16 protein-coding genes are annotated in these 21,965 nt (G+C 40.1%); 11 read left to right on the forward strand and 5 right to left on the reverse strand.

Translation table 11 applies throughout. The features are described from left to right. Positions 1-45 precede the first annotated feature (45 nt). On the reverse strand, positions 46-1,941 hold the full coding sequence (locus tag PTUN_RS19680; RefSeq protein ID WP_009836970.1) for a beta-ketoacyl synthase: 1,896 nt from the start codon (positions 1,939-1,941) through the stop codon (positions 46-48). A 136-nt stretch (positions 1,942-2,077) separates the two neighbouring features. On the opposite strand from PTUN_RS19680, the gene PTUN_RS19685 reads away from it, so the two are divergent. The 8 genes from PTUN_RS19685 (at position 2,078) to PTUN_RS19720 (ending at position 13,644) form a co-directional block, all read left to right on the forward strand. Next, positions 2,078-3,085: a GlxA family transcriptional regulator gene (locus PTUN_RS19685; protein ID WP_040643593.1), complete on the forward strand. Its 1,008-nt coding sequence runs from the start codon at positions 2,078-2,080 to the stop codon at positions 3,083-3,085. Positions 3,086-3,163: 78 nt separating this feature from the next. Further along, positions 3,164-4,075: a substrate-binding periplasmic protein gene (locus tag PTUN_RS19690; protein ID WP_009836968.1), complete on the forward strand. Its 912-nt coding sequence runs from the start codon at positions 3,164-3,166 to the stop codon at positions 4,073-4,075. Positions 4,076-4,329: 254 nt separating this feature from the next. After that, positions 4,330-5,556, forward strand: a complete 1,227-nt coding sequence (gene sbcD, locus PTUN_RS19695; RefSeq protein WP_009836967.1) for an exonuclease subunit SbcD — start codon at positions 4,330-4,332, stop codon at positions 5,554-5,556. Further along, positions 5,556-9,254 carry an AAA family ATPase gene (locus PTUN_RS19700; RefSeq protein WP_009836966.1) on the forward strand — a complete coding sequence of 1,233 codons (3,699 nt, stop codon included), beginning with the start codon at positions 5,556-5,558 and terminating at the stop codon, positions 9,252-9,254. The genes sbcD and PTUN_RS19700 overlap by 1 nt, the downstream gene beginning before the upstream one ends. Position 9,255: 1 nt before the next feature. Beyond that, positions 9,256-9,942, forward strand: coding sequence for a sulfotransferase (locus PTUN_RS19705; RefSeq protein ID WP_009836965.1), 687 nt, complete (start codon positions 9,256-9,258; stop codon positions 9,940-9,942). Between the two features lie 83 nt (positions 9,943-10,025). After that, positions 10,026-10,598, forward strand: coding sequence for a MiaE family protein (locus PTUN_RS19710; protein ID WP_009836964.1), 573 nt, complete (start codon positions 10,026-10,028; stop codon positions 10,596-10,598). Positions 10,599-11,337: 739 nt separating this feature from the next. Beyond that, positions 11,338-13,149: a S8 family peptidase gene (locus tag PTUN_RS19715; RefSeq protein WP_009836963.1), complete on the forward strand. Its 1,812-nt coding sequence runs from the start codon at positions 11,338-11,340 to the stop codon at positions 13,147-13,149. Positions 13,150-13,164: 15 nt separating this feature from the next. Next, positions 13,165-13,644: a hypothetical protein gene (locus PTUN_RS19720; protein WP_009836962.1), complete on the forward strand. Its 480-nt coding sequence runs from the start codon at positions 13,165-13,167 to the stop codon at positions 13,642-13,644. 33 nt (positions 13,645-13,677) lie between these two features. Here PTUN_RS19720 and PTUN_RS19725 read toward each other — a convergent pair whose 3' ends face one another. Then, a complete protein-coding gene (locus tag PTUN_RS19725) occupies positions 13,678-15,855 on the reverse strand; it encodes a bifunctional diguanylate cyclase/phosphodiesterase (protein WP_009836961.1) in 2,178 nt (725 codons plus the stop codon). Positions 15,856-15,980: 125 nt separating this feature from the next. On the opposite strand from PTUN_RS19725, the gene PTUN_RS19730 reads away from it, so the two are divergent. From PTUN_RS19730 to PTUN_RS19740, 3 genes are read left to right on the forward strand one after another with little or no spacing between them, the layout of a single operon-like run. Then, on the forward strand, positions 15,981-16,349 hold the full coding sequence (locus PTUN_RS19730; protein ID WP_157579370.1) for a response regulator transcription factor: 369 nt from the start codon (positions 15,981-15,983) through the stop codon (positions 16,347-16,349). After that, positions 16,342-16,947, forward strand: coding sequence for a chemotaxis protein CheC (locus PTUN_RS19735; RefSeq protein ID WP_009836959.1), 606 nt, complete (start codon positions 16,342-16,344; stop codon positions 16,945-16,947). The genes PTUN_RS19730 and PTUN_RS19735 overlap by 8 nt, the downstream gene beginning before the upstream one ends. Before the next feature lie 2 nt (positions 16,948-16,949). Next, positions 16,950-18,896: an ATP-binding protein gene (locus tag PTUN_RS19740; RefSeq protein WP_009836958.1), complete on the forward strand. Its 1,947-nt coding sequence runs from the start codon at positions 16,950-16,952 to the stop codon at positions 18,894-18,896. A 2-nt stretch (positions 18,897-18,898) separates the two neighbouring features. On the opposite strand, the gene PTUN_RS19745 is transcribed toward PTUN_RS19740, so the two are convergent. The 3 genes from PTUN_RS19745 to PTUN_RS19755 all read right to left on the reverse strand — a co-directional run bounded on the left by PTUN_RS19745 (position 18,899) and on the right by PTUN_RS19755 (position 21,944). After that, positions 18,899-19,450, reverse strand: coding sequence for a DUF6942 family protein (locus PTUN_RS19745; protein WP_009836957.1), 552 nt, complete (start codon positions 19,448-19,450; stop codon positions 18,899-18,901). A gap of 129 nt (positions 19,451-19,579) precedes the next feature. Next, positions 19,580-20,578: a cytochrome d ubiquinol oxidase subunit II gene (cydB, locus tag PTUN_RS19750; protein WP_009836956.1), complete on the reverse strand. Its 999-nt coding sequence runs from the start codon at positions 20,576-20,578 to the stop codon at positions 19,580-19,582. After that, positions 20,571-21,944: a cytochrome ubiquinol oxidase subunit I gene (locus PTUN_RS19755; protein WP_009836955.1), complete on the reverse strand. Its 1,374-nt coding sequence runs from the start codon at positions 21,942-21,944 to the stop codon at positions 20,571-20,573. The genes cydB and PTUN_RS19755 overlap by 8 nt, the downstream gene beginning before the upstream one ends. Positions 21,945-21,965: the final 21 nt, after the last annotated feature.

Here is a 21,965-nt window from a genome sequence, read left to right on the forward strand (position 1 = left end):
ATGTGTTTAAAAAAGCCACAAAGTGGCTTTTTTAATTTTGCTTCATTACATCATATCGGCAAATGGATTATGTTTGCTAAGTGGGATTGAATTCTCAAAACCTGGTAATTGGATTGAGTCTGATGAGATTGTAATTTCATTATCATCAATTTGGCCGTCACCAAATTTATAAATTAAATCAAATTGACCAAAATCTGCTCGTTGTTGGTACTGGGCTTGTTTCGCTTCAACCGTGATCAGTTTTGCTTGATACTGCGCCATTAAGGTATCGCCATAACGCTTTTGTAACATCGCCATGGTGATAGCCGGGGAAAAAACAGCCGCTGTAGCATTGTTACCGCCAAAACCTTTAGAGTTTATAAAGGCAACATCCATAGGCTCGCAATGATAATGTTCAGTACGGATATCAAGATGATCGGCATAAACATCATCGGCTACTTTATCAATCGTAGTGATCCCTGGCATGATATTGTGGCTAAAAATCCCCAGAGCCATTGCCATTTGATCGCCACTTGCAGGCCCAATGGTATGGCCAACAAAAGCTTTTGGCGCAGCTAATTTCCAATTATGAATATCAAAGGCTTTTGCTACACGGTCATAAATTAATGATTCTGTCACGCGATTTTGCGGAGTGCTTGAACCATGAGCCAAAATAAAACTACGTTTTTGTACTGCTTCAGCGCCTAAAATACTTTGGGCTAAAGCGACTGATTTTGCCATAGTGATATAATTACCAGGACCCGGTGCTGTAATTGATTTTTTGATACCGTCAGCATTTATAAAGACATCAGGTACTGCAGCCATTACTTTTGCACCCGTTGTTATGGCTAATTTATCATCCATTAATACAACAAAATGGGCACCTTCACCAATGGTAAAACCACAGTTTTCACCAAAAGGGCGACTCGTACGACGATGATCTGCTGTATCTGTTCCATCAAGGCGTTTGAGCCCCTCTTCATTAGCAAGTGCACTCATATTACCAAAGCCTTCAACCATTTCTGGGGTAATGGCGGTTTCTGCACTGCCTACAATAGCAACTCGGGTTCGCCCAGCTTGAATGTCGTTTATCGCAGCACTTAAGTTATATAAAAAAGTGGCACATGCACCTGTAACGGTAAATGTGGTACCAACATTACCTGTAACATAGGCGTTGATAAAGTCAGTCGACATAGAGTTTAAGCCAAGGGCCAGATTTTTAGTGCTGACACGATCACCTAACAAGCGGCTTTTCATTAAGCCACCAAACGCTTCATTTTGCATTTGACCCGCAATAGAAGCCGAATAAGTACCAACTTGATCAGGTGTGATGTGTTGCATTATGTCTTGCCAATCTATGCCAACCGAGTGAATCGCATCACTGGCTGCAAAAATTGTGGCTTGTAATCCGCGCGGCTGGTAGCGGCTATTGTATAAGTTTGCTGGTTCAAACCCTGTTGGGAATTGGCCAGCGGCTTTAATCGGGTTATCTCGAAAACTGTCATGTGTGATGACTAAATTATCACTGATAGCTACTTTTACTCGGCCTTTTTCAATTTCAGTGACTTGCCAGCTCGAAGGAACAGGGTTAGGTAAATCACGAGTACGCACTTCAAATTCAATCTGACCATTGCTTGGAGTTAAGGTCAGTTTTTGGTGGCAATGAGTTGCATCAGGATCAAAATGATTTTTTTCAATTTTGCGAATTAGCGTGCCAGCTAAAATTTGCTCACCAAAACGAGTTTCAATATCACTAACCGCTACAGGGTTATTTTGGTTATCAAACAGCTGGTCGTTTTCCAAATGAACTAAATTCATTAGGGTAGCGAGACCTAAAAAGGTTTCTTGGCGCGCTTCGGCAGTTAGTTTGTCGATCACAATTCGGCGAAAACCTTGATGAAATGAGGTACGCCCAGCAGCGTTAATGCCGCCCATTCCAACAACCAGAGGTAATACAGTCATGAAGATCCTCTACAGAAAATTAGTTAAAATCGAGTATTGCGACAGTGTATGCTTATTTCGCGTCAAATGATGGGGTAATTTGGCCAAAATTTGTGTCATAATGGCCGCATTAGTGGAGGTTGGTCATTTAAGTGTCATGCAAAGTCAAAATTTAGAAAGAAAAACAGTCAAAGTAGCGCTGTTGGTATATCAACATATGCTTGCAACGAGCTTAACATTACCACTTGAAATGCTGCGAGCTGGCGAGGCATTTGCCCTGCGTCACAGTAATTTAGCTGCTAATTTGTCGATTCAATTGGTGGGTGAAAGTAATAAAAAAATAGCATCTCGAGCGGGCTTAGCTATTTATCCTGATGTGACAGTTGAACACGCTGATGTACCAGATATTGTCATTGTACCCAGTTTATGGCGTAATCCTCGGCCTGTGCTAAGACAAAATCCGCAGTTAATAGCGTGGTTGGCTGAGCGTTGGCAACAAGGTTCAACTTTGATTGGCGTGGGCACAGGTATTTGTTTTTTAGCAGAATCGGGTTTGCTCGATAACCATTCGGCTACGACCCATTGGCATTATGTTGAACAATTTCAACGTGATTACCCAAAAGTATTATTAAAACCTGACTTCTTTATTACCCAATCAGAGCGGATTTACTGTGCTGCAAGTTTAAATGCCTTAGCGGATATTGTGGTGCATTTAATTCATCAGCAATATGGTCGAAGTGCCGCGCAGCATGTAGAGCGCAATTTCTCTCATGAGATTCGTAAACCTTATGAAGAACAACGTTATTTAGAAGGCGCAGTCGATCGCCATCCTGATGAATTAATTGCGCAAATTCAATTTTGGATGCGTACTAATTTAGCCTCTAGTGCCACCTTAGCTGATGTTGCAGAGCAATTTGGCATTAGCCAGCGTACCTTTACGCGGCGTTTTAAAGCCGCAACAGGTACCCGAGCCACTGAGTTTTGGCAGCAGTTAAAAATTAATGCGGCCAAAGAGTTGTTGAGCTCATCAAACTTAACGATACAAGAAATTGCAGATATGGTGGGTTATCAAGATCAAGGGCATTTAACTCGACTCTTTAAACACGCCCTTGGCTCTACTCCAACGGAATATCGCGCTATGGTGCGTAAAAAACTGTTTAGCTAACAAATTTTTAGGCCAAAATTGGTGGTTTTAGGAGGCTCTTCTACACTTGTTTTAACGTGTGAATTAAATATCTCTCTTATGATTAAACACCTTGTATGTTGTTGCTTACTTATAATAACCACTTTTTCATCTGCTAAAGAGGCAGAGAGTGTGGGTGTTGGTTATTCTTTAAATGGGGAGCACAAATTCATCACGGGTTATAAAAAAGCCAATCGATATATTTTTAATCAAGAATCAAATCGTATTGTTCATTTAGTGACGCTGGACTGGCCGCCTTATATCGGTGAGCATTTATGTAATAAAGGTTGGGTATTTCAATTCGCAGTCGCATTATTAACTAGCAAAGGTTACCAAGTTCAGATTGAGTTTTTGCCTTGGGCGCGTGCGGTACATGAGGTTGAACTGGGTCAGGCTGATATTTTATTTCCTGAATATTACATTGAAGATGCGGCACCATCAGATAACGTTAAAGGAAAAAAACGTCGTGAATTATTAGCCTTATCAAATGAGTTTCCAGGTGGCGAAATTGGTTTCATCAAACGCAAAGGTGAAAAAGACAACTTTGCAGGTAACTTAAGTCATTTAGAAGGAGAAAATATTGGTGTCGTCCGAGGATATCAAAATACCCCTGAGTTTGATGCCATGATGGACAACAATGAATTTAATGTGGTTAAAGCTGTAGATGATTTACAGCTGCTGCGAATTTTAGTGGCAAAAAGAGTCAATTTAGTGATTGGCGATCCTAAAGTGCTGCGTTTTATCATCAATTACTCTGATTTAAGTCATAAAGAAAAAACAGAACTTGTCACAAGTATTGAAGATGTTGAGCCTGCCTTAAAATATAATCCGCTCTATTTTGCACTAAGTAATAAAAATCCGAATTGGTCGAGATTATTAGTTGATATCAATACCGCTCTCTATGAATTTTATAATAGCGGCGAAACTACCCGGATTAAAAATGCAGCATCGCTCACCTGTATGGGTGGTTAAAAAGCTGCCATTGGTTATTAATTAAATTAGAGTAACTTGAAAAATAAGCCCCCACCTTTTGAGTTCTGATTGGCTAGTAAAAACTTAAGCTAATTCAATCGAGTCATGATTTATTGGACTGCTATGTCGAATATCTGCAAGCGAAATGAGTAACTAAGAGTATTTTGCAACAAAAAGCAGTTTAAATTGGTCTAATCGCTTCACTTCTGTGACTAGCTTGTAATAATAGGCGCCTGTTTGTTGTTGAGATCACTATGAAAATCCTGCATACCTCCGATTGGCATTTAGGCCAGCACTTTATGGGCAAAAGCCGTCAAAATGAACATGCCGCTTTTATTGATTGGTTACTCAATACGGTAAAAACACACGCGATTGATGCAGTGATTATTGCAGGAGATGTCTTTGATACCGGTGCCCCGCCGAGTTATGCGCGTGAACTTTATAATCGTTTTATCGTGGCGATGAACCAACTTAAGTGCCCGCTGATAATTTTGGCTGGCAACCACGATTCAGTTGCTACCTTAAATGAGTCAAAAGGGTTGCTCGCTTATTTAAATACTCATGTGATTGCTGCGCCCGATGAGGATTGCTCACAGCAAGTATTAACGGTTAATAATCGTCAAGGTGAACCTGGCGCACTGGTTTGTGCAATTCCGTTTATTCGCCCCAAAGATGTCTTAAAAAGCCAGGCAGGTGAGTCAGCAGGTGATAAACAACAAGCACTTGGTCAAGCGATTGCTGCACATTATCAACAAGTTTATCAAGCTGCACTGACAAAAAAAGCCGAGCTAGGATTAGCACTTCCAATTATTGCCACAGGCCATTTAACCGCAATGGGCGTAAAAAGTTCTGAATCAGTCCGAGAGATTTATATTGGTACCTTAGATGGCTTTGCTGCCAGCGAGTTTCCCGCTGCTGACTACATCGCGTTAGGTCATATTCATCGGCCACAATTTGTCGCAAAATCAGAACATATTCGTTATTGCGGCTCGCCGATTGCTTTGAGCTTTGATGAGCTTGGCAGTGAGAAACAAGTGCTGGTAGCTGAATTTGAGCTCGATAAATTGCTGAGCGTATCCCCGATTTTAGTGCCTAGCTTTCAGGCTATGGCGGTGATAAAAGGTAATTTACAACAGATAGAACAAGCCCTTAATGAATTTAAAGCCAACACAGAACAGACTTGGCTATGCATTGAAGTTCAAACTGATGATTATCTCTCAGATTTACAACAACGCATTGCAGAACTCTGTCAGGATTTACCCGTCGAGGTATTGCAATTGCGACGGGCTCGTAATGCAAGGCAAACTGCTTTAAACCAAGAGCAACAAGAAGTACTCACCGAGCTTAGCCCAACAGATGTATTTGAGCGTCGTTTGGCCGAAGAGCCAGTGCAAAATGAGGCGCAACAACTGCGTTTAAATCGAATTCGTCAGCAATTTGCCACAATTGTCGCCAAAGTTGCGCAAGGAGAGCATAACTAATGCGTATACTGAGTTTACGGTTTAAAAATATTAATTCACTTAAAGGTGAATGGAAAATTGATTTTACCCAGCCTCCATTTGCTAATAATGGCTTGTTTGCCATCACGGGGCCAACAGGTGCCGGAAAAACCACTTTACTCGATGCTATTTGCATGGCCTTGTACCACCGTACACCAAGGCTTAACGCCATTTCAAAAACCAGTAATGAGTTGATGACTCGCGGTACTGCGGAGTCTTTAGCGGAAGTGGAGTTTGAAGTAAAAGGCCAAGGGTATCGTGCATTTTGGAGCCAACGTCGCTCACGAGGCAGTAGCGAAGGCAATTTACAAGAAGCAAAAGTGGAGCTTGCAAAAATCAGTGATGGCAGCATTTTAGCCTCGCAAATTAAACAAAAAAATCAGCAAATAGAATCTATTACTGGTCTCGATTTTGCGCGTTTTACTAAATCTATGATGTTGTCTCAAGGACAATTTGCGGCGTTTTTAAATGCTGATCCTAACGAGCGCGCTGAATTACTTGAAGAACTGACCGGGACTGAAATTTATGGTTTGATTTCAGAGCAAGTACACATCGAATTTTCACAGGCAAAACAAGCTCTTGCTGAACTTAAAGCGCAGGCTCAAGGGGTTGAGCTTCTGAGTGAAGAAGCATTGGCGACATATAAAAGCCAGCAAAGTGAGCTCACTCTTACCTTACAAAATGCAGAAGCAGAACAAACTACGCTGCAAACTCAGCTCACTTGGCTAAAACAATATCAACAAGCCCAATCGGTATTAACGGACTTGCAACTGCAAGTGACAAAAGCTGAGCAGGCTTTGCTTGAGCACCAGAGCCAATTAACGCGTTTGTCAAACAGCGAACCAGCTGAATTACTCCGACCTGCCTATCAAGTGTACCAAGACCATAAAAATCAAGCTGATAAACTTATCGCGCAATTGGCGAGTCTAGAGAGTGTAACTGCCAAGCAGCAACTGGCCGTGCAGCTACAACAAACGCAGCATGATGAGGCAAAAATACGTTTATTAGAGCTACAGCAACAGCAACAACAACAAGATAAATTACTCAATGAAGAAGTGATACCGCTTGATCTTGAGCTCAAAAGTATTGTGTCTGATTTAACACAAAACCAGACAGATCTTGAGCAATATATCAAGCAACATAATCAGCTAAATACCGATACTGAGGCTCTTCAAGCCCAGCAGCAAAACATAGTAGAAAAACTAGCACAATGTGATAAATACCTTGCTTTGCATCATGCTGATGAGCAATTGGCAAGTTTACTACCGCGCTGGCAAGATCAGTTACAACAGGTGGTTGCTAATCATGAGTTACTCGCAGATAAATCGGCCCGAATCAATGAACAGCAACTGCAACTGAATAAAGTAGTTGAGCAAGCAAAGCAGGCCGCCACTGAACTGACAATAGCGACACAGACTCATAGCCAAAACGAGCAAAAACAGCTTTCACAGCAACAAGCGCTTGAGCATTTACTTGGTCAGCATACGGTAGCTTCGTTGCAAGACAGTGTGCAAAATATGCAGCAACAGCAAATTTTATCGCAGCAATTGCCACCGATACTTCAGCGACTCAAACGCTGTTTAGCGCAAAAGCAACAGTTGAGCATTAGTATTGAGCAGGCAACCGCTCAAACTGCACAGTGTGATCAACAACTACAACAGCTGAGAACAACCTATAAGTTGCAGCGTGAACAGATTAATTTATTAGAACAATTACAGCGTCAGGAACAGCAAATTGCCGACTTTACTCAGGCGCGTTTACAGTTACAGCCTGATCAAGCCTGCCCACTATGCGGCTCATGTGAACATCCTTTAATTAATGAATATCGAGCACTTGATGTAAATATTAATCAAAGTAAATTAAATCAAGCCAAACAGCAGTTGGCAGAAATAGAACAACAAGCAAATCAAATCAAAGAGCAAAAAGCCGTCGCGGTGGCAATGCATCTGCAACACGCTGAGCAATACACGCAATTAATTACTGACATTGAGCAGTTGCAACAAAACTGGCATCAAATTAATCAATCATTGGCGCTTAATCTGTTATGGGATGATGAAGTTCAGTTAACTGAGTACCTAGCGCAGCAACAACAAGCATTAATGAGCTCAAAAACGCTGATCACTCAAGCACAGCAATTTGAAAGTGCGCTTAAACAAAGCTTATTAAATACCCAAGCTTCTTTTGAGAAAGTAAAAGATATAAAACATCAGCACGCGCTACTCGAGCAAACCATCACCCAACAACACGCCGCTATTACACAGCAAGGTACTGAGATTGAAAAAAACCAACAATTATTGCACAAACAATCGACACAGCTAAGCAGTGAGCTTGATAAATTGGGTTTGGTTCTGCCTGATTTAGCCGAGATTGAAACCTGGTATAACCATCAGCACGCTAAAGTAGCACAGTGGCAACAGCAGCAAATGCAGAAAAAAACGCTGACAGACAATCAGCAAAAAATACAGTTGCAAGTAACCGAAAAAACAACCCAGTTACACCAGTTAACAAAGTTGCTCGATGATTACAGCAGTAAGATAGCGCAGCAAATGGCGAGCCAAGCGCAATTACAGCACAAAAGACAAGCATTATTTGGTGAGCAAAAAGTAGAAACGGCACGCAGTGCAATGACGCAACATGTGCAGCAAAGTCAACAACTTTTTGATGAGCAAGTCAACGCGCTCAATCAATTAACTCAGCAATGGCAAAGCGCACAAGGTGAGCAAAAAGGGCTACAACAACAACTTTTACAGCTGCAATCAGATACATTAGCGCATCAAACCTATTGGAATGAAGTGCTAAGTAACAGCGTATTTGCTGATTTAGATAGCTTTTTAGCTGCATTATTACCACAAGATCAAAAACAACAGCTGCAGCAATTAAAACAGGATTTACAGACCGAGCAAACCAAAGCGGTTGCGTTATTAACGCAAGCTAACAATACCTTTGAGCAGCATTTGCTAGATGCCCAGTCACCAACTTGGTGTGACCTTGATTGGCAACAGCTGAGCGAGCAACTACACCATATTCAGCAAAAAGAGCGAGAGCTGGTGGAGCAAACAGGGCAAATAAAACAAGCCTTGCAGGATGATCAAAAGCGTCGATTAAATCAAACCCATTTATTTGAAAAAATAGCCCTCTGCCAAATTGAATATGATGATTTAGCTTATTTACACGGTTTAATTGGATCCCAAAAAGGCGATAAATTTAGAAAGTTTGCCCAAGGACTGACACTTGATCATCTGGTGTATTTGGCCAATAAACAGTTGGCGCGGTTACATGGACGTTATTTACTTGAACGTAAACCATCTGAAGCGCTTGAATTACAAGTACTTGATACATGGCAAGGCGATAGCGTACGCGATACCAAAACCCTTTCTGGTGGCGAAAGCTTTTTAGTCAGCTTGGCATTGGCACTGGCGTTGTCGGATTTAGTGAGCCATAAAACTAGTATTGATTCACTGTTTTTAGATGAAGGGTTTGGCACCTTAGACAGAGAAACGCTCGATATGGCGTTAGACGCGCTTGATAATTTACATGCCAGTGGCAAAACTATTGGGGTGATCAGCCACATTGATGCAATGAAAGAGCGAATAGCAGTGCAAATTGAAGTGAAAAAACAAAATGGCTTAGGTTATAGCCGCTTAGCACCTCAGTATGCATTCAGTGGCGAGGAAGCGTAAAATGCAGTTCGACATCCAAGCGCCACAAGAAATTATTGATGAACCAAAAATTTTTATCATTGGGTTACCTCGTACTGCCACAACCAGTGTGTGCGTCGCGATGTTACAACTGGGCTATCGCACAGCGCATACCGCTTATGTTAAATCTGCCTTTGAGCAGGCGCAAGTGATGGCCGACACCCCGATTTTTTGTGATTATCAAGCGCTAGACCGTCTTTATCCGGGGGCTAAATTTATTTATCTTGAGCGAGAGTTGGTAAACTGGTTGCCCTCAATTAAGCAATTATTACTGCGTATGTCAGATAACTTATTAAGTCATAAAGGTGGCTTTAATCCCATCATTAAACGTTGTTTTAAAACCACGTTTTCGCCTTTTACCACTGAAAATATTAGTAGTGATGCATTTTTAGCTGCTTGTTATCAGCGTCATTTTAACGAAGCGAAACGCTATTTTAATCACCGCCCGGCTGATTTCTTATCTATAAATGTCACTGAGCCAAATAGTTTTACGCTTTTAAGCGAATTTTTACAGCGTGATGGCGAACAATTGCCAATCTCGGGATTTGAAAAAATCAATATCGCGGGCAAAGTGACTGCATGGAACGAAATTAAGCATCCTTTAAAAATCGCCTCCACCCGAGGGGGCAAAATAGATAAGTTAGATTTAATGCTTTTGCCAAGGCCGTAAGGCAGGTAAAATGCGCGTTTTTGTAGCCATGAGCTGCGTATATACCCACGTTTTTGGGTATTTTGAGATAGATTTGAGGTTGTATGTTTGAACTAAAATACCACACGCCATTTTCTTGGACCGAAGCAGTGCTCGCTGATTTTGATGCATTTTTACAAGATCATGCTGCCGCTGAAAAAAAAGCATCAGGCATGGCGGTCTCAATGTTGTCACATTACCCCGATCGTGAAAAATTAGTTCGTGCTATGACCGATTTAGCATTAGAAGAATTAATTCATTTTAAGCAAGTCATCAAAATTATTTATGCTCGTGGTGCGATTTTAGGTGATGATAAAAAAGACTTATACATCAGTGAAATACGTAAACTATTTCGTCGTGGCCGAGATGAGTTTTTATTAGACCGCTTACTTGTCGCAGGCGTAATCGAAGCGCGCGGTTATGAGCGTTTTTCATTAGTTGCACAAGCGCTGCCAGCAGGAAAAGAGAAAACGTTTTATGAAGCCATTGCAAAATCAGAAGCTAAACATAAAGATTTGTTTGTTGAACTTGCCTATGACTACTTTGATAAAGCAGTTGTTGATCTACGTTTAGAGGAAATCCTTAGCGCCGAGGCTGAAATTTGCGCCCAACTTCCTTTTAGAGCCGCTTTACACTAGGGCGTGTAGAGATAAACTTTTTTAGATGTCTCGTTTTGAGATCAATAAAATTCATAAGCCATTGATCTCAATTAATCTGCATGTTGGATATGAGATTTACTAACATCTTACAATAATACTCCACCCAAAAGTTATTCTTTTTAAGCAGGGATTTTAAAGGCAATAAAGCGGATTGACGCGTCAATAGCAGGACTATTGGCGTTAATTTAACGCTGTTAATGTTGATAATAGTTACCTGACTCGATTTACTCTCCAGATTTCAGTTTCTCAGCAGATATCGCTCAGCGATAGTTAGCTACATGCTTTTATCTCAATCCATCATTGTATTGTTATCAGCTTTTTTCAGCCTGCAAACATTATTGATGTACTTTTCGCATACTTAACTTTTTTACAGTTATGTTTTTGATTATATTAAAAAGTTATATCAGAAATTACTTTCTATTTTTACTATTAAAAACAATTGGTTAAAAGTTCTCTGTCAACCAGCTGATATTCATCTTAAATATGAAAATGACAGCGATGTCTTACCTACTTTGATTAAAACTATATAAAAATCAATGGCCTTAGTTACTTTTGTGAATGTAATAAAAAAACTTTTTTTGTAACTATTATTTTACATTGCGGCGTTTGTTTGTATTTCCGGTTCACGTTTACTTTACATAGCAAGCAAGGTTAAATGCTTTGGTCTTATTTAGGGACATATAACATTTATAATAAAATAATAAGTTCAGGGGATAGTATGATTTTAAGAAAATCCTTACTTGCAAGCTCGATAGCACTACTTATCAGTGCAAATGCAGTTGCAGATATTACAAATTCAACTTTTGCATTGGCAGGGGGAGATCCGCTTACTCCGCAACAGTGGCATTTACAAAACACCGGTCAATCAGGCTTTTCATTATCAAATGGGATTGCAGGTAATGATCTCGATTTAGATTTTGCCCATTTGATGGGTATTAAAGGCCGCGGCATTACTGTTGCCGTAATTGACAGCGGTGTCGAAATTTCTCATCCAGATCTAAAAGCGAATGTTGTTGCCGGTTCGTTAAATGTAGCTGATGGTTCTGACTTTCCAACAGACTTAAATGGTCACGGTACATCTGTGGCAGGTTTAATTGCGGCAGTTGAAGGCAATGGTATTGGTGGGCGGGGTGTTGCACCACTTGCAAGCTTGGTCGGTTTTAACTTTTTAGCTAATCAAACGGTGGCGAGCTGGTTAGTATCCCATGGTTTATCTGAGGATTTTCGTGCGTTAGATCGTTTTACCGATCCACGTGTATTTAATCAAAGTTATGGCAGTACACCAGCAACTCCTCGCGCTTATGATTACGTGACCAATCCATTTTTAGAATTAACTGATCAAGTTCAAGCTGATATTTCATTAAACAGTCACTGGGGTCGTGGTGCAGTGTATGTTAAATCTGCCGGTAACTCATTTGGTTCATATACAACAGCCTATCGTGGTCAACTAATTCAAGTGCTTCCTTATGAAGGCGGACAATTTTATAACAATAACGGCCTGCCATTCCACAGTGCCAACATCAGTACTGACAACAATAATTACTGGAACTTAGTGGTATCAGCGATAAATGCAGAGGGTAAGTTATCTTCGTATTCGTCTGTCGGTTCAAGTGTATTTTTATCGGCACCAGGGGGGGAATATGGTACAGACTCGCCGGCAATGGTGACCATCGATTTAACCGGTTGTGATAAAGGGATGAATGTTGCGGGTGATCACCCAAATGCACTTCATGGTGGCACTGAACTAGATCCTAATTGTGATTACAACGGTACGATGAATGGTACGTCATCAGCTGCGCCAAACACTTCTGGTGCGATAGCCACTATTATGTCTGCAAATCATGCACTTGATGCGCGCACTGTACGTCATTTATTAGCGCAAACTGCGCGCAAAACAGACCCAACAAACCAAGGTGTTGACCTTACTTTTGAAAATGCGCAAGGCGAAGTTGTAACGTACAACGCAGTACCTGGGTGGCAAACAAATGCGGCTGGCTATAACTTTCATCATTTTTATGGTTTAGGTGCGATTGATGTTGATGCCGCGGTCTATAAAGCCTTATTTACCGGTGTATCGTTGCCAAAACTACAGATCACTGATTGGGTTAGCACACAAGCCAATGTTGAAATTCCTGATGCATCGTTAGTTGGTGCGCAAAGTGCAATTAATGTTGAGCAAGCTTTAACCGTTGAATCTGTTCAAGTAAAACTAAATATTGATCATAGCCGCTTACGCGATCTAGCCATTGAATTGGTGTCCCCATCGGGTACCCGCAGCGTATTAATGAGCGCGCGTACTGGCTTTTTAGGTGGTAATGATGGAGGTTATACTGATGCAGTTATGCTCAATAATCACTTTTATGGTGAGCAAGCGCAAGGTGAATGGACACTTAATGTGATTGATACCGATAAAGGCACAAGTTACACCTTAGGTTTTAACCCTGCTTTAGGCTTAATTGGTTTTAATAGCCGTAACAATGAGATTGCTGGTGTATTAAAAGACTGGTCAATCCGTATCTTTGGTCATTAATTAGGAGTTAACACCATGAAAGTATTATTAATTGCAGCAAGTTTAATGAGTGCAGGTGTGATGGCTTCTGAGCCAACGCCAGCAGAATTAGCAAAATTTAAGATTGTTTCGGCCGCCCAAGTTGCACAAATGCAAGAAAATGTCCAAATCAATGGCAAAGTGTATACCCGTAAAGCAACACCTAAAATGCAGGCATTAACACAAGAAATTGATTTACCAAAAAGCGTTGTGATTGGTGAAGTTGTATCGTCAGATGATGGTTTTACGTCATACCAAGTGACGGGGGAAATCATTGTTAAGCTCAAAGGAAATGTTGATTTTACCGCGTTTAATCAGAAAAATAATCTAACGATTAAACAAGCATATCAAGAATATTATGTGCTAAAAGCAGCAGATAAAAGCAACTTGTTAACGCTGGTAAATCAATTAACTACGCTTGAAAATGTTGAATCTGCAACTATCGATTTAGCGGATTTAACCATTACTACACACTAATTACTCTCCTACCTGAGTAGCGCAAGCCCAGGGTCATTTTGCATTGCCAAATGGCGCTGGGCTTTTTAGTTGATGCTCAAATGCGGCGGCACTGATAGGCTTTGAAATAAAATATCCTTGGACAAAATCACATTGCGCTTGCGCTAAGAAATCAAGTTGCCGTTGGCTTTCAACACCTTCAGCGATAACTTTAAGTCCTAATTTATGCGCCATAACAATGATGGCCTCACACAATGCTTGATTATTTTGGTTGTGTTCTAAATCATTAATAAAGGCTCGGTCAATTTTTAAAAAATTAATATCAAATTTGGTTAAATACGATAGTGATGAATAACCAGTGCCAAAATCATCAAGGGAAATATCCATCCCATTATTTTGAAAGTAAAGTAGTTTGTCTTTTATACCTTGAGTATCATCAAGTAATAATCCTTCGGTAATTTCAATACAGATCCCCTTAATAAGGCCAAGGTTTTTAAGTAATTCCACCCATTTTTGATCGGCATTAGGATCAGGGTTTTGAAATTGAACTGGCGAGCGGTTAATGCTTATTTCAAAACTAGGATCTATTTCTTGCTGCCATTTAAGTGCTTGCTTGGCTGCGTTGTAAAAGACCCAATTACCGATTTCGATAATCACTCCAGAACGTTCAGCTAAAGGGATAAAATCTGCAGGACTAATTAAACCAAGTTCTGGATGATCCCAACGGACTAATGCTTCAGCTTTGGTAATTTTCCTGCTGGGTAGAGCCATAATTGGCTGATAAACGACATGAAAATGCTGCTCAATAATCGCTAAATGCAGCTCTTGGGTAAGATTGCGTGTGTGGTCGGCTTGCTCTTGCATCGCAAAGGTAAAATAACTAAAACGTTTTCGACCATTTTCTTTTGAGCGGTACATCGCTTGATCGGCAAATTTTAGCAGTTCATCAATTTTTTCGCTGTGATCAGGAAATAGCGTAATTCCGATACTTGCGGAGATAAAAATTGATTCTCCATCAATGTAAAATGGTAACTCTATGGTTTGGATTAGCTTTTGGGCAAGAGAATCGATATCACAGGTTTGATTTATATGCGGGATCAAGGCGGTAAATTCATCACCGCCAATACGACCAATGGTATCGGACTCGCGAAGAATAAGCTGCAGTCGCTCAGCAACTTCAATGAGAAGTTGATCACCAGCGCCATGCCCAAGGGTATCGTTCACTTCTTTGAAATGGTCTAAATCTATAAAAAATAATGCAAATTTTTGTTGATACCGCTTACTTTCGCTAATTTCTTGTTTCAGCCTTTCTGTGAACATATTCCGATTTGGTAAGCCGGTTAAGTGATCAAAGTTAGCTTGTTGCCATATCATTTGTTGTGATTGATGTTTTAAGGTGATGTCGACCATCGAGCCCACCATGCGAGTAGGGTAGCCATGCTCATCACGCAATGCTTCACCAACAACCGTAAACCATAATACTTTCTTTTTTTGCGAAATTAAGCGGCATTCAATATTAAATGGTTTATCAGCATCATCTAGGTGGTTTTGAAGTTGAGTTTCAAATATATCGAGGTCATCTGGATGAATTTGATCTGTCCACGAAGACCAGCTTGTACCAAATAATAAGTTATCAAAACCCAATAAATCGGAAAACTTAGCTGAATAATGGACGACATCGTTGAGGATATCCCAGTCCCAAATCCCAGCACCTGAACTCTTAAGTGCTAATTCATACCTTTGTTGGTTGTCTTTGAGTTGTTGCTGAGACAAGCACAGCTCAGTGACATCCTCAACACAGCCAATAAAGGCAATAAGTTGCTGATCTTTAAACACAGGCACAGCATTTATGGTCAGATAAAGTTCAACTTGCTCAGGTAAATGGACTCGAAATGTATAATTAAAAGCTTGTTCTTTTTTGATGCAGCGACACCAATGTTTAACAACTGCCATTTTATCATCGGGATGAAAATGGCGGGTGTATGAAAAACCAAGGCTTAGTTGGTCATCTAACCCTAAGAGTTGCTTAAATGTGGCATTACTAAAAGTACAATGGCCAGCCAAATCAACTTCAAAAATTCCCGTAGGCACATGCTCAGCGAGGTGTTGATAATCAGTGATTAGAGTTAAATTATTTGGCCGTTGGTTTGGCACGATATCCCCTTGATGTCGCTTTATAATGATTACCGTTAAGGAAAAAACGATTTTTAATTTTTTTACTGTCCAACTCATTAATTATCTTAGTACAAGTTTTATTTTTTTAAATAAACAACTATGTTTAACAAATAAAAACAGTGATATGGCATTTAGTATCAAGTTGAACTCTGAGACATCAGTCATTTAGCTAGGGGAATACATTGTCTGATATAAAAAAAATAATGATCGTTGATGATAGTCGAGTTTCTCGTATGATGATAAAAGCTAATTTGCTGGCAAAACATCCAGATTGGCAAATATTTGAAGCTCAGGATGGGCAAGATACCTTAACTAAAATTGCCAATTTAGATGTCGATTATTTTACTGTTGACTTAAACATGCCAGGAATCGATGGGCTGAGCTTAATTGAGCAATTAAAACCACAATTTCCAGCCAGTAAATTTGTACTGTTAACGGCCAATATTCAGCAAGCTACCCACGACAAGGCTGAGGCTCTATGCATTAAATGTGTTAATAAACCTATAACTGAAACCAGCATATCGACTATTTTGGACTTTTTTCATGCCTAAACAGGTACTCTTGGACGAGTTAGAACATGACTTATTAGTTGAACTATTTAATATAGGCGTTGGACGTGCCGCCGATTCTCTTAGTCAAATTGTTAATCAAGAAATTAAGCTTTCTGTGCCTGATATTGAGCATATTTCGGTTAATCAGTTAGCAATAAAATTAGGTAATGGACAAGAGATTTGCAGTGTTTCCCAATATATGAAAGGCAGTTTTGAAGCCAATACCATATTGCTTTTCCCTCAACATAGCAGCATGGAGGTGGTGAGTAAAATGTTGGGTGAGGGCGTCTCAGCAGAAACATTAGCAGAGCTACATCAAGAAGGCTTTTCAGAAATAGGTAATATTGTATTAAACGCGTGTATAGGAGCTTTTGGCGAATCGATAGAAGAAGTGTTTGATGTCAGTTTGCCTGTGTATAGTATGGGGACTGCGCAGGATGTAATTGCAGCAGGAAATCTTAATCAAGTGTTGTTTATTCGTATTAATTTGTTACTCAGTACCAGTCATGTTGAAGGTTATTTAGTCTTTTTGTTAGAGCATTTTTCGTTTGAAAAACTAAAAAATGTGATGCAGAAAATAATTAATGGGCTAATTTAATCGTGAATAGCATCATTCCTCAATATGCTGTACTTGATCAACTAAGCATCGGTGTATTTATTGTTGATGCCGAGTTTAACATTCAGTTTTGGAATACTTGGATGGCTAATAGTAGTCAGCTCAGTGCCGAAAATGTGGTGGGACAGTCTTTATTTAATCTTTACCCACAATTAATCAATAGCCGCTTAAATCATGCTCTGATTGCCTCTAAAGAGCAAAAGTTACCTTCGGTTTTATCGCGTGTTTTTAATGCCAGCCCATTGCCTTTATTTAACCAAGCAAAACAATTAATTAAACAAAGTATTACCGTAAAACCAGCAAGCATGTGTGAATCATGCTCTATTATCCAAGTTATTGATGTGAGTAATGCAGTCGCTCGAGAAAAGGCACTTGAAAAACAAGTCCTTGAACGTCAACGTGCTGAGGCTGCCAAAAGTGCTTTTTTGGCCAACATGAGTCATGAAATTCGTACTCCACTTAACGGGGTGATTGGCATGCTTGAATTAGTTGCCGATGAACCTTTGTCAGATAAATTGCAGCAGTTTTTACAAATAGCGAGCAATAGCGCTGAATCATTACTCTTTATAATCAATGATATACTCGATTTTTCTAAGATTGAAGCGGGCAAAGTAGACATTGATCCGGTGGAATTTGAGTTACTTACTTTTTTTGAAGATATCATAGCCAGTTTTATTCCCGCAGCGAATAAAAAAGCGATTAGTTTAATTTTTGATAGTTCACATTTAGAAACCACTTTGGTTCGAGCTGATAAACAAAGAGTGAGGCAAATATTAGTTAATTTATTGAGTAATGCGATTAAGTTTACTGAGCAAGGAGAAGTCGTCGTTGAGGTTTACCTACAAAAAATTGACAGCCAGACGGCTCAACTAGTATGTAAGGTACTCGATACCGGAATCGGAATTGAAGCGCATGTTATAGCTAAATTGTTTGAGCCTTTTCAGCAATCAGATAGCTCTATTTCTCGTCGGTTTGGCGGAACGGGTTTAGGCCTTGCAATTGCTAAACAGCTTTGTCACTTGATGGGAGGGGAGCTCACTTTATCAAGCAAAGTTGGCAAAGGGAGCTGTTTTGAATTTGAAATATTACTCGTGACTGAAAATATTCCATCATCCCAACAATTTTTGCACACTAGTCGTTGTTTAATTGCTGAATCTAATCGCACGCAAAGTGCTTTGTTACAAAAACAATTAGAAACTTGGGGAGCAACAGTTATTCGGACTTTTGATAGTACTCAAACTGGATTAGCATTAGCAGCAAATCCAAGATTTGATCACTTATTTATTGCAGAAAAATTGTTCCTTGCAAACAAGATATTTATTAATACATGGCAAAAAGAACAACAAGGTCAGGTTATTGTTTTGCAAGATCATTGGCAAGAATCGTTAGATAAATACAATACTTGGCACCTCACAAAGCCCCTTTTTAAAACTCAAATATTATCCGTATTGCATAAACATCGTCCACGTAACACAGTATCTTTGCCAAAAACAGCATCCGCAAAACAAACAGCTAATACCTCACGCAATCATCAGTGCATTTTAGTGGTTGAAGATAATCCAATTAATCAAATAGTAGCTAAAGAATGCCTTAAAAAATTAGGTTACCAATATGCAGTGGTTGAACATGGCCAAGCAGCGCTTGATTATTTAAATACTCACCCAACGCCGCAAATCAATCTAATCCTTATGGACTGTCAAATGCCGATAATGGATGGATTTACCGCTACCGCAAAAATTAGGGCAGGAGAAGCCACTGAGTTTTATCAACACATTCCTATTTTAGCGTTAACAGCCAATGTTATTGAGAGTGAACGCGAACGTTGTTTACAAATAGGGATGAATGATTTTTTAGCTAAACCGATAAGTTTAGATATTCTCGCCTCATTACTTGATAAATGGCTAATGGCTAAAATTCAACAGGTTAATTAAACCTAAGCAGAGCCTTTTAGTGTTTGTGTAAGTACAAGCAATTGCTGCGCTAAAAACTCAATTTTAATATTCGACAATTGTCGATAATCAAAATAGGGGCACACAATTACTTTATTATTTTTATCGATAGCAAATTCATCATTAAGCCACACCCAGCTGCTATTTATTTGTGCGGTGCGCTGTAATTCATTTGCATAGGTTCGGCCGCAAATAATATGAATAGTATTACGATGTGGTTTTAAAATTGGAGCTGAAAATAACAATGCGGTGCCACTGCCAGTTTGTAAAAGTGTTTTATCACGATACGCCTGCCAAGTAGGCTCAGTTTGAAAATGTGCAAAGTGTTTATTATCGAGGCTGTATAAAAGTTTGGCATAGACATTAAAGACTTTACGCCAGCCATTACCACAATGTTTACCAATATGGGCAATTTCGTCGTGACTTAAACTATGCAGTGATGCTAAAAATGGGTAGGGTTCAATCAACGGGCGGTTAGCGATGTACACCGCAATGTCGAAGTTTGGGCAACCAAGGCCAATAGTGTGTTTCTTCATAATAAGTAATCTCACTATTAATAATAAATCTATCAACCAGCTATTTTAAATCTGGTGGTGTTGGATTTACGTGTAATAGTTATAAAAACGAGCAGCAAGGCTACTCGTTTTTAAAAGGCTTAATGTTATTTAGTAATATTTAAGGTCTTGTACTTTACCCCAAAATACCCGATAGGAATATGCGGTATAAAGTAAGATGGTAGGAATAACGACAATTGCGCCCCAGAATAAGAAACTCAGTGACTCAGGTGCTGCCACCGCTTGCCAAATAGTTAGTTTACTCGGCACTATGTCAGGGAAAAAGCTAAAACCAAGAGCAAAAAAACTGATGCAAAAAATAGCCACAACCGCAACAAAAGGCTGCCAACAACTTTTTTCAGGGTCGAGAGCTAAACGAGTTAAATGCAAATAACAAAGTATAAAAAGTAAACCACAAATAATAGGCAGTGGCAGCAACCAAAGCCCATTAGGCCAATTAAACCATTTGGCAAAAATCTCAGGTTTAAGTGCTAAATTTACAAACGATACCGCTAAAATACCGACCAAAGAAATCAAGCTGGCTTTTTTAGCCCAGCCAATTGCACGCTGCTGTAATTGGTGCTCTGTTTTCATTACTAACCAAGTGGCACCAATAAAACAATACGCGGCTGAAACACCAAACGCACTTAAACACGCAAAAGCATAAGCTTGCCATGTTTGCTCAAACGCCATGATGTATAAACCCAACATATAACCTTGGCTTAATGAAGCGATAAGAGAGCCAAACTTAAACACCTTGTTCCAGGTAGGCTTATGACTAAACACCGCTTTGGCACGAAAATCAAAGGCCACACCGCGCATAATCAAACCAATCAGTAGGACCACGGCAGGTAAATACAGCGCTTTAAGTACCATGCTGTGCGCTGCCGGAAAAGCAATCAGCATTAAGCCAACAGCCAGTACCAACCAGGTTTCATTGGCGTCCCAAAATGGGCCAATAGAGGCAATCATGGTATCGGATTCTTTATCATCATCGAGGGGAATGAGCATACCAACACCCAAGTCGTAACCATCTAAAATGGCATACAATAAAATAGATAGCCCCATCAAGCCGACAAAAATAATGGCCAGCAGAGATTGATCAAGCATTGGCAGTCTCCTTAGCTGTTAAACGTTGTGGATTTAAACGTCTGTCTTCAGCATCACTAATTTCTTCAATTTCAACCGCATGGCGCGCCATGTTAAAAATGGTATGTAAATACGCAGCCATTAAAATTACATAGGTCAGTAAATAAAGCGTCAGTGAAATACCGACATTAACTGGCGCAATATCGGTTGCAGCATCTTTAACAGTCAGTACGCCTGACACTAAATAAGGTTGGCGACCAATTTCGGTCACATACCAGCCTGCCAGTGTCGCAACCCAACCCGAAAAGCTCATCGCAACTGCTACTTTTAGTAGCCAATTTGGCAGTTGACCTTTTTTAAACAAGTAAAAACAGCCCAACCATGCAATGGCAATCATCAACATGCCCATGCCCACCATGATGCGAAAAGCAAAAAAGACAGGTTTAACGGGTGGGTGCTTACCTTCAAATTCGTTTAAGCCTTTGATTTCACCGTCAAGTTCATGAGTTAAAATGAGGCTCGCCATTTTTGGGATCGCAATTTCAAAATGATTTTTTTGCTCTTTTTCGTCTGGGATGGCAAACAACAAGAGCGGAGCGCCTTTCTCGGTGTGCCAGACGCCTTCCATAGCCGCTATTTTCTGTGGCTGGTGTTTAAGCGTATTGAGGCCATGTAAATCACCGACAAAGACCTGCAGTGGTGTCAGCACTGCTGCAACAATCAGGGCAATTTTTAAGGTTAATTTTGGTGCGCGTTTAGTATCACCGCGCAGTAAACGATAACTGCTAATACCAATAATTAAAAACGAGGCTGTGATCCCTGAGGCGATTAACATATGACTTAAGCGATAAGGAAATGACGGATTAAAAATAATCGCCAGCCAATCGGTAGGAAAGGCCACGCCATCGCGCATTTCAAATCCGGTTGGTGTTTGCATCCAAGAGTTAAGAGATAAAATCCAAAACGCCGATAAACTAGTACCCACAGCAACCACTAAGGCCGCAAAGGTATGTACTTTAGATGGTACGCGGGTTAAACCAAACAGCATAATGCCTAAAAAAGTTGCTTCTAAAAAGAATGCCGTTAACACTTCGTAACCAAGCAATGGCCCTGCAATATTACCGACTTTTTCCATAAAACCTGGCCAATTGGTACCAAATTGAAATGACATGGTAATACCACTTACAACGCCAATGGCAAAGGTGAGGGCAAAAATCTTAACCCAAAATCGATAAGCACGCATCCAAATCGGGTCTTGGCTTAAATCAAAGCGCAGTTTGAAATAAAACAAAAACCAACACAAGGCGATGGTGATAGTCGGAAACAAAATATGAAAACTGATATTTGTAGCAAACTGAATTCGCGACAACATCAAGGTATCTAACATGGCAAACCTCCAGCCAACACA

The sequence above is a fragment of the Pseudoalteromonas tunicata genome, assembly GCF_002310815.1.
Lineage (GTDB): Bacteria > Pseudomonadota > Gammaproteobacteria > Enterobacterales > Alteromonadaceae > Pseudoalteromonas > Pseudoalteromonas tunicata.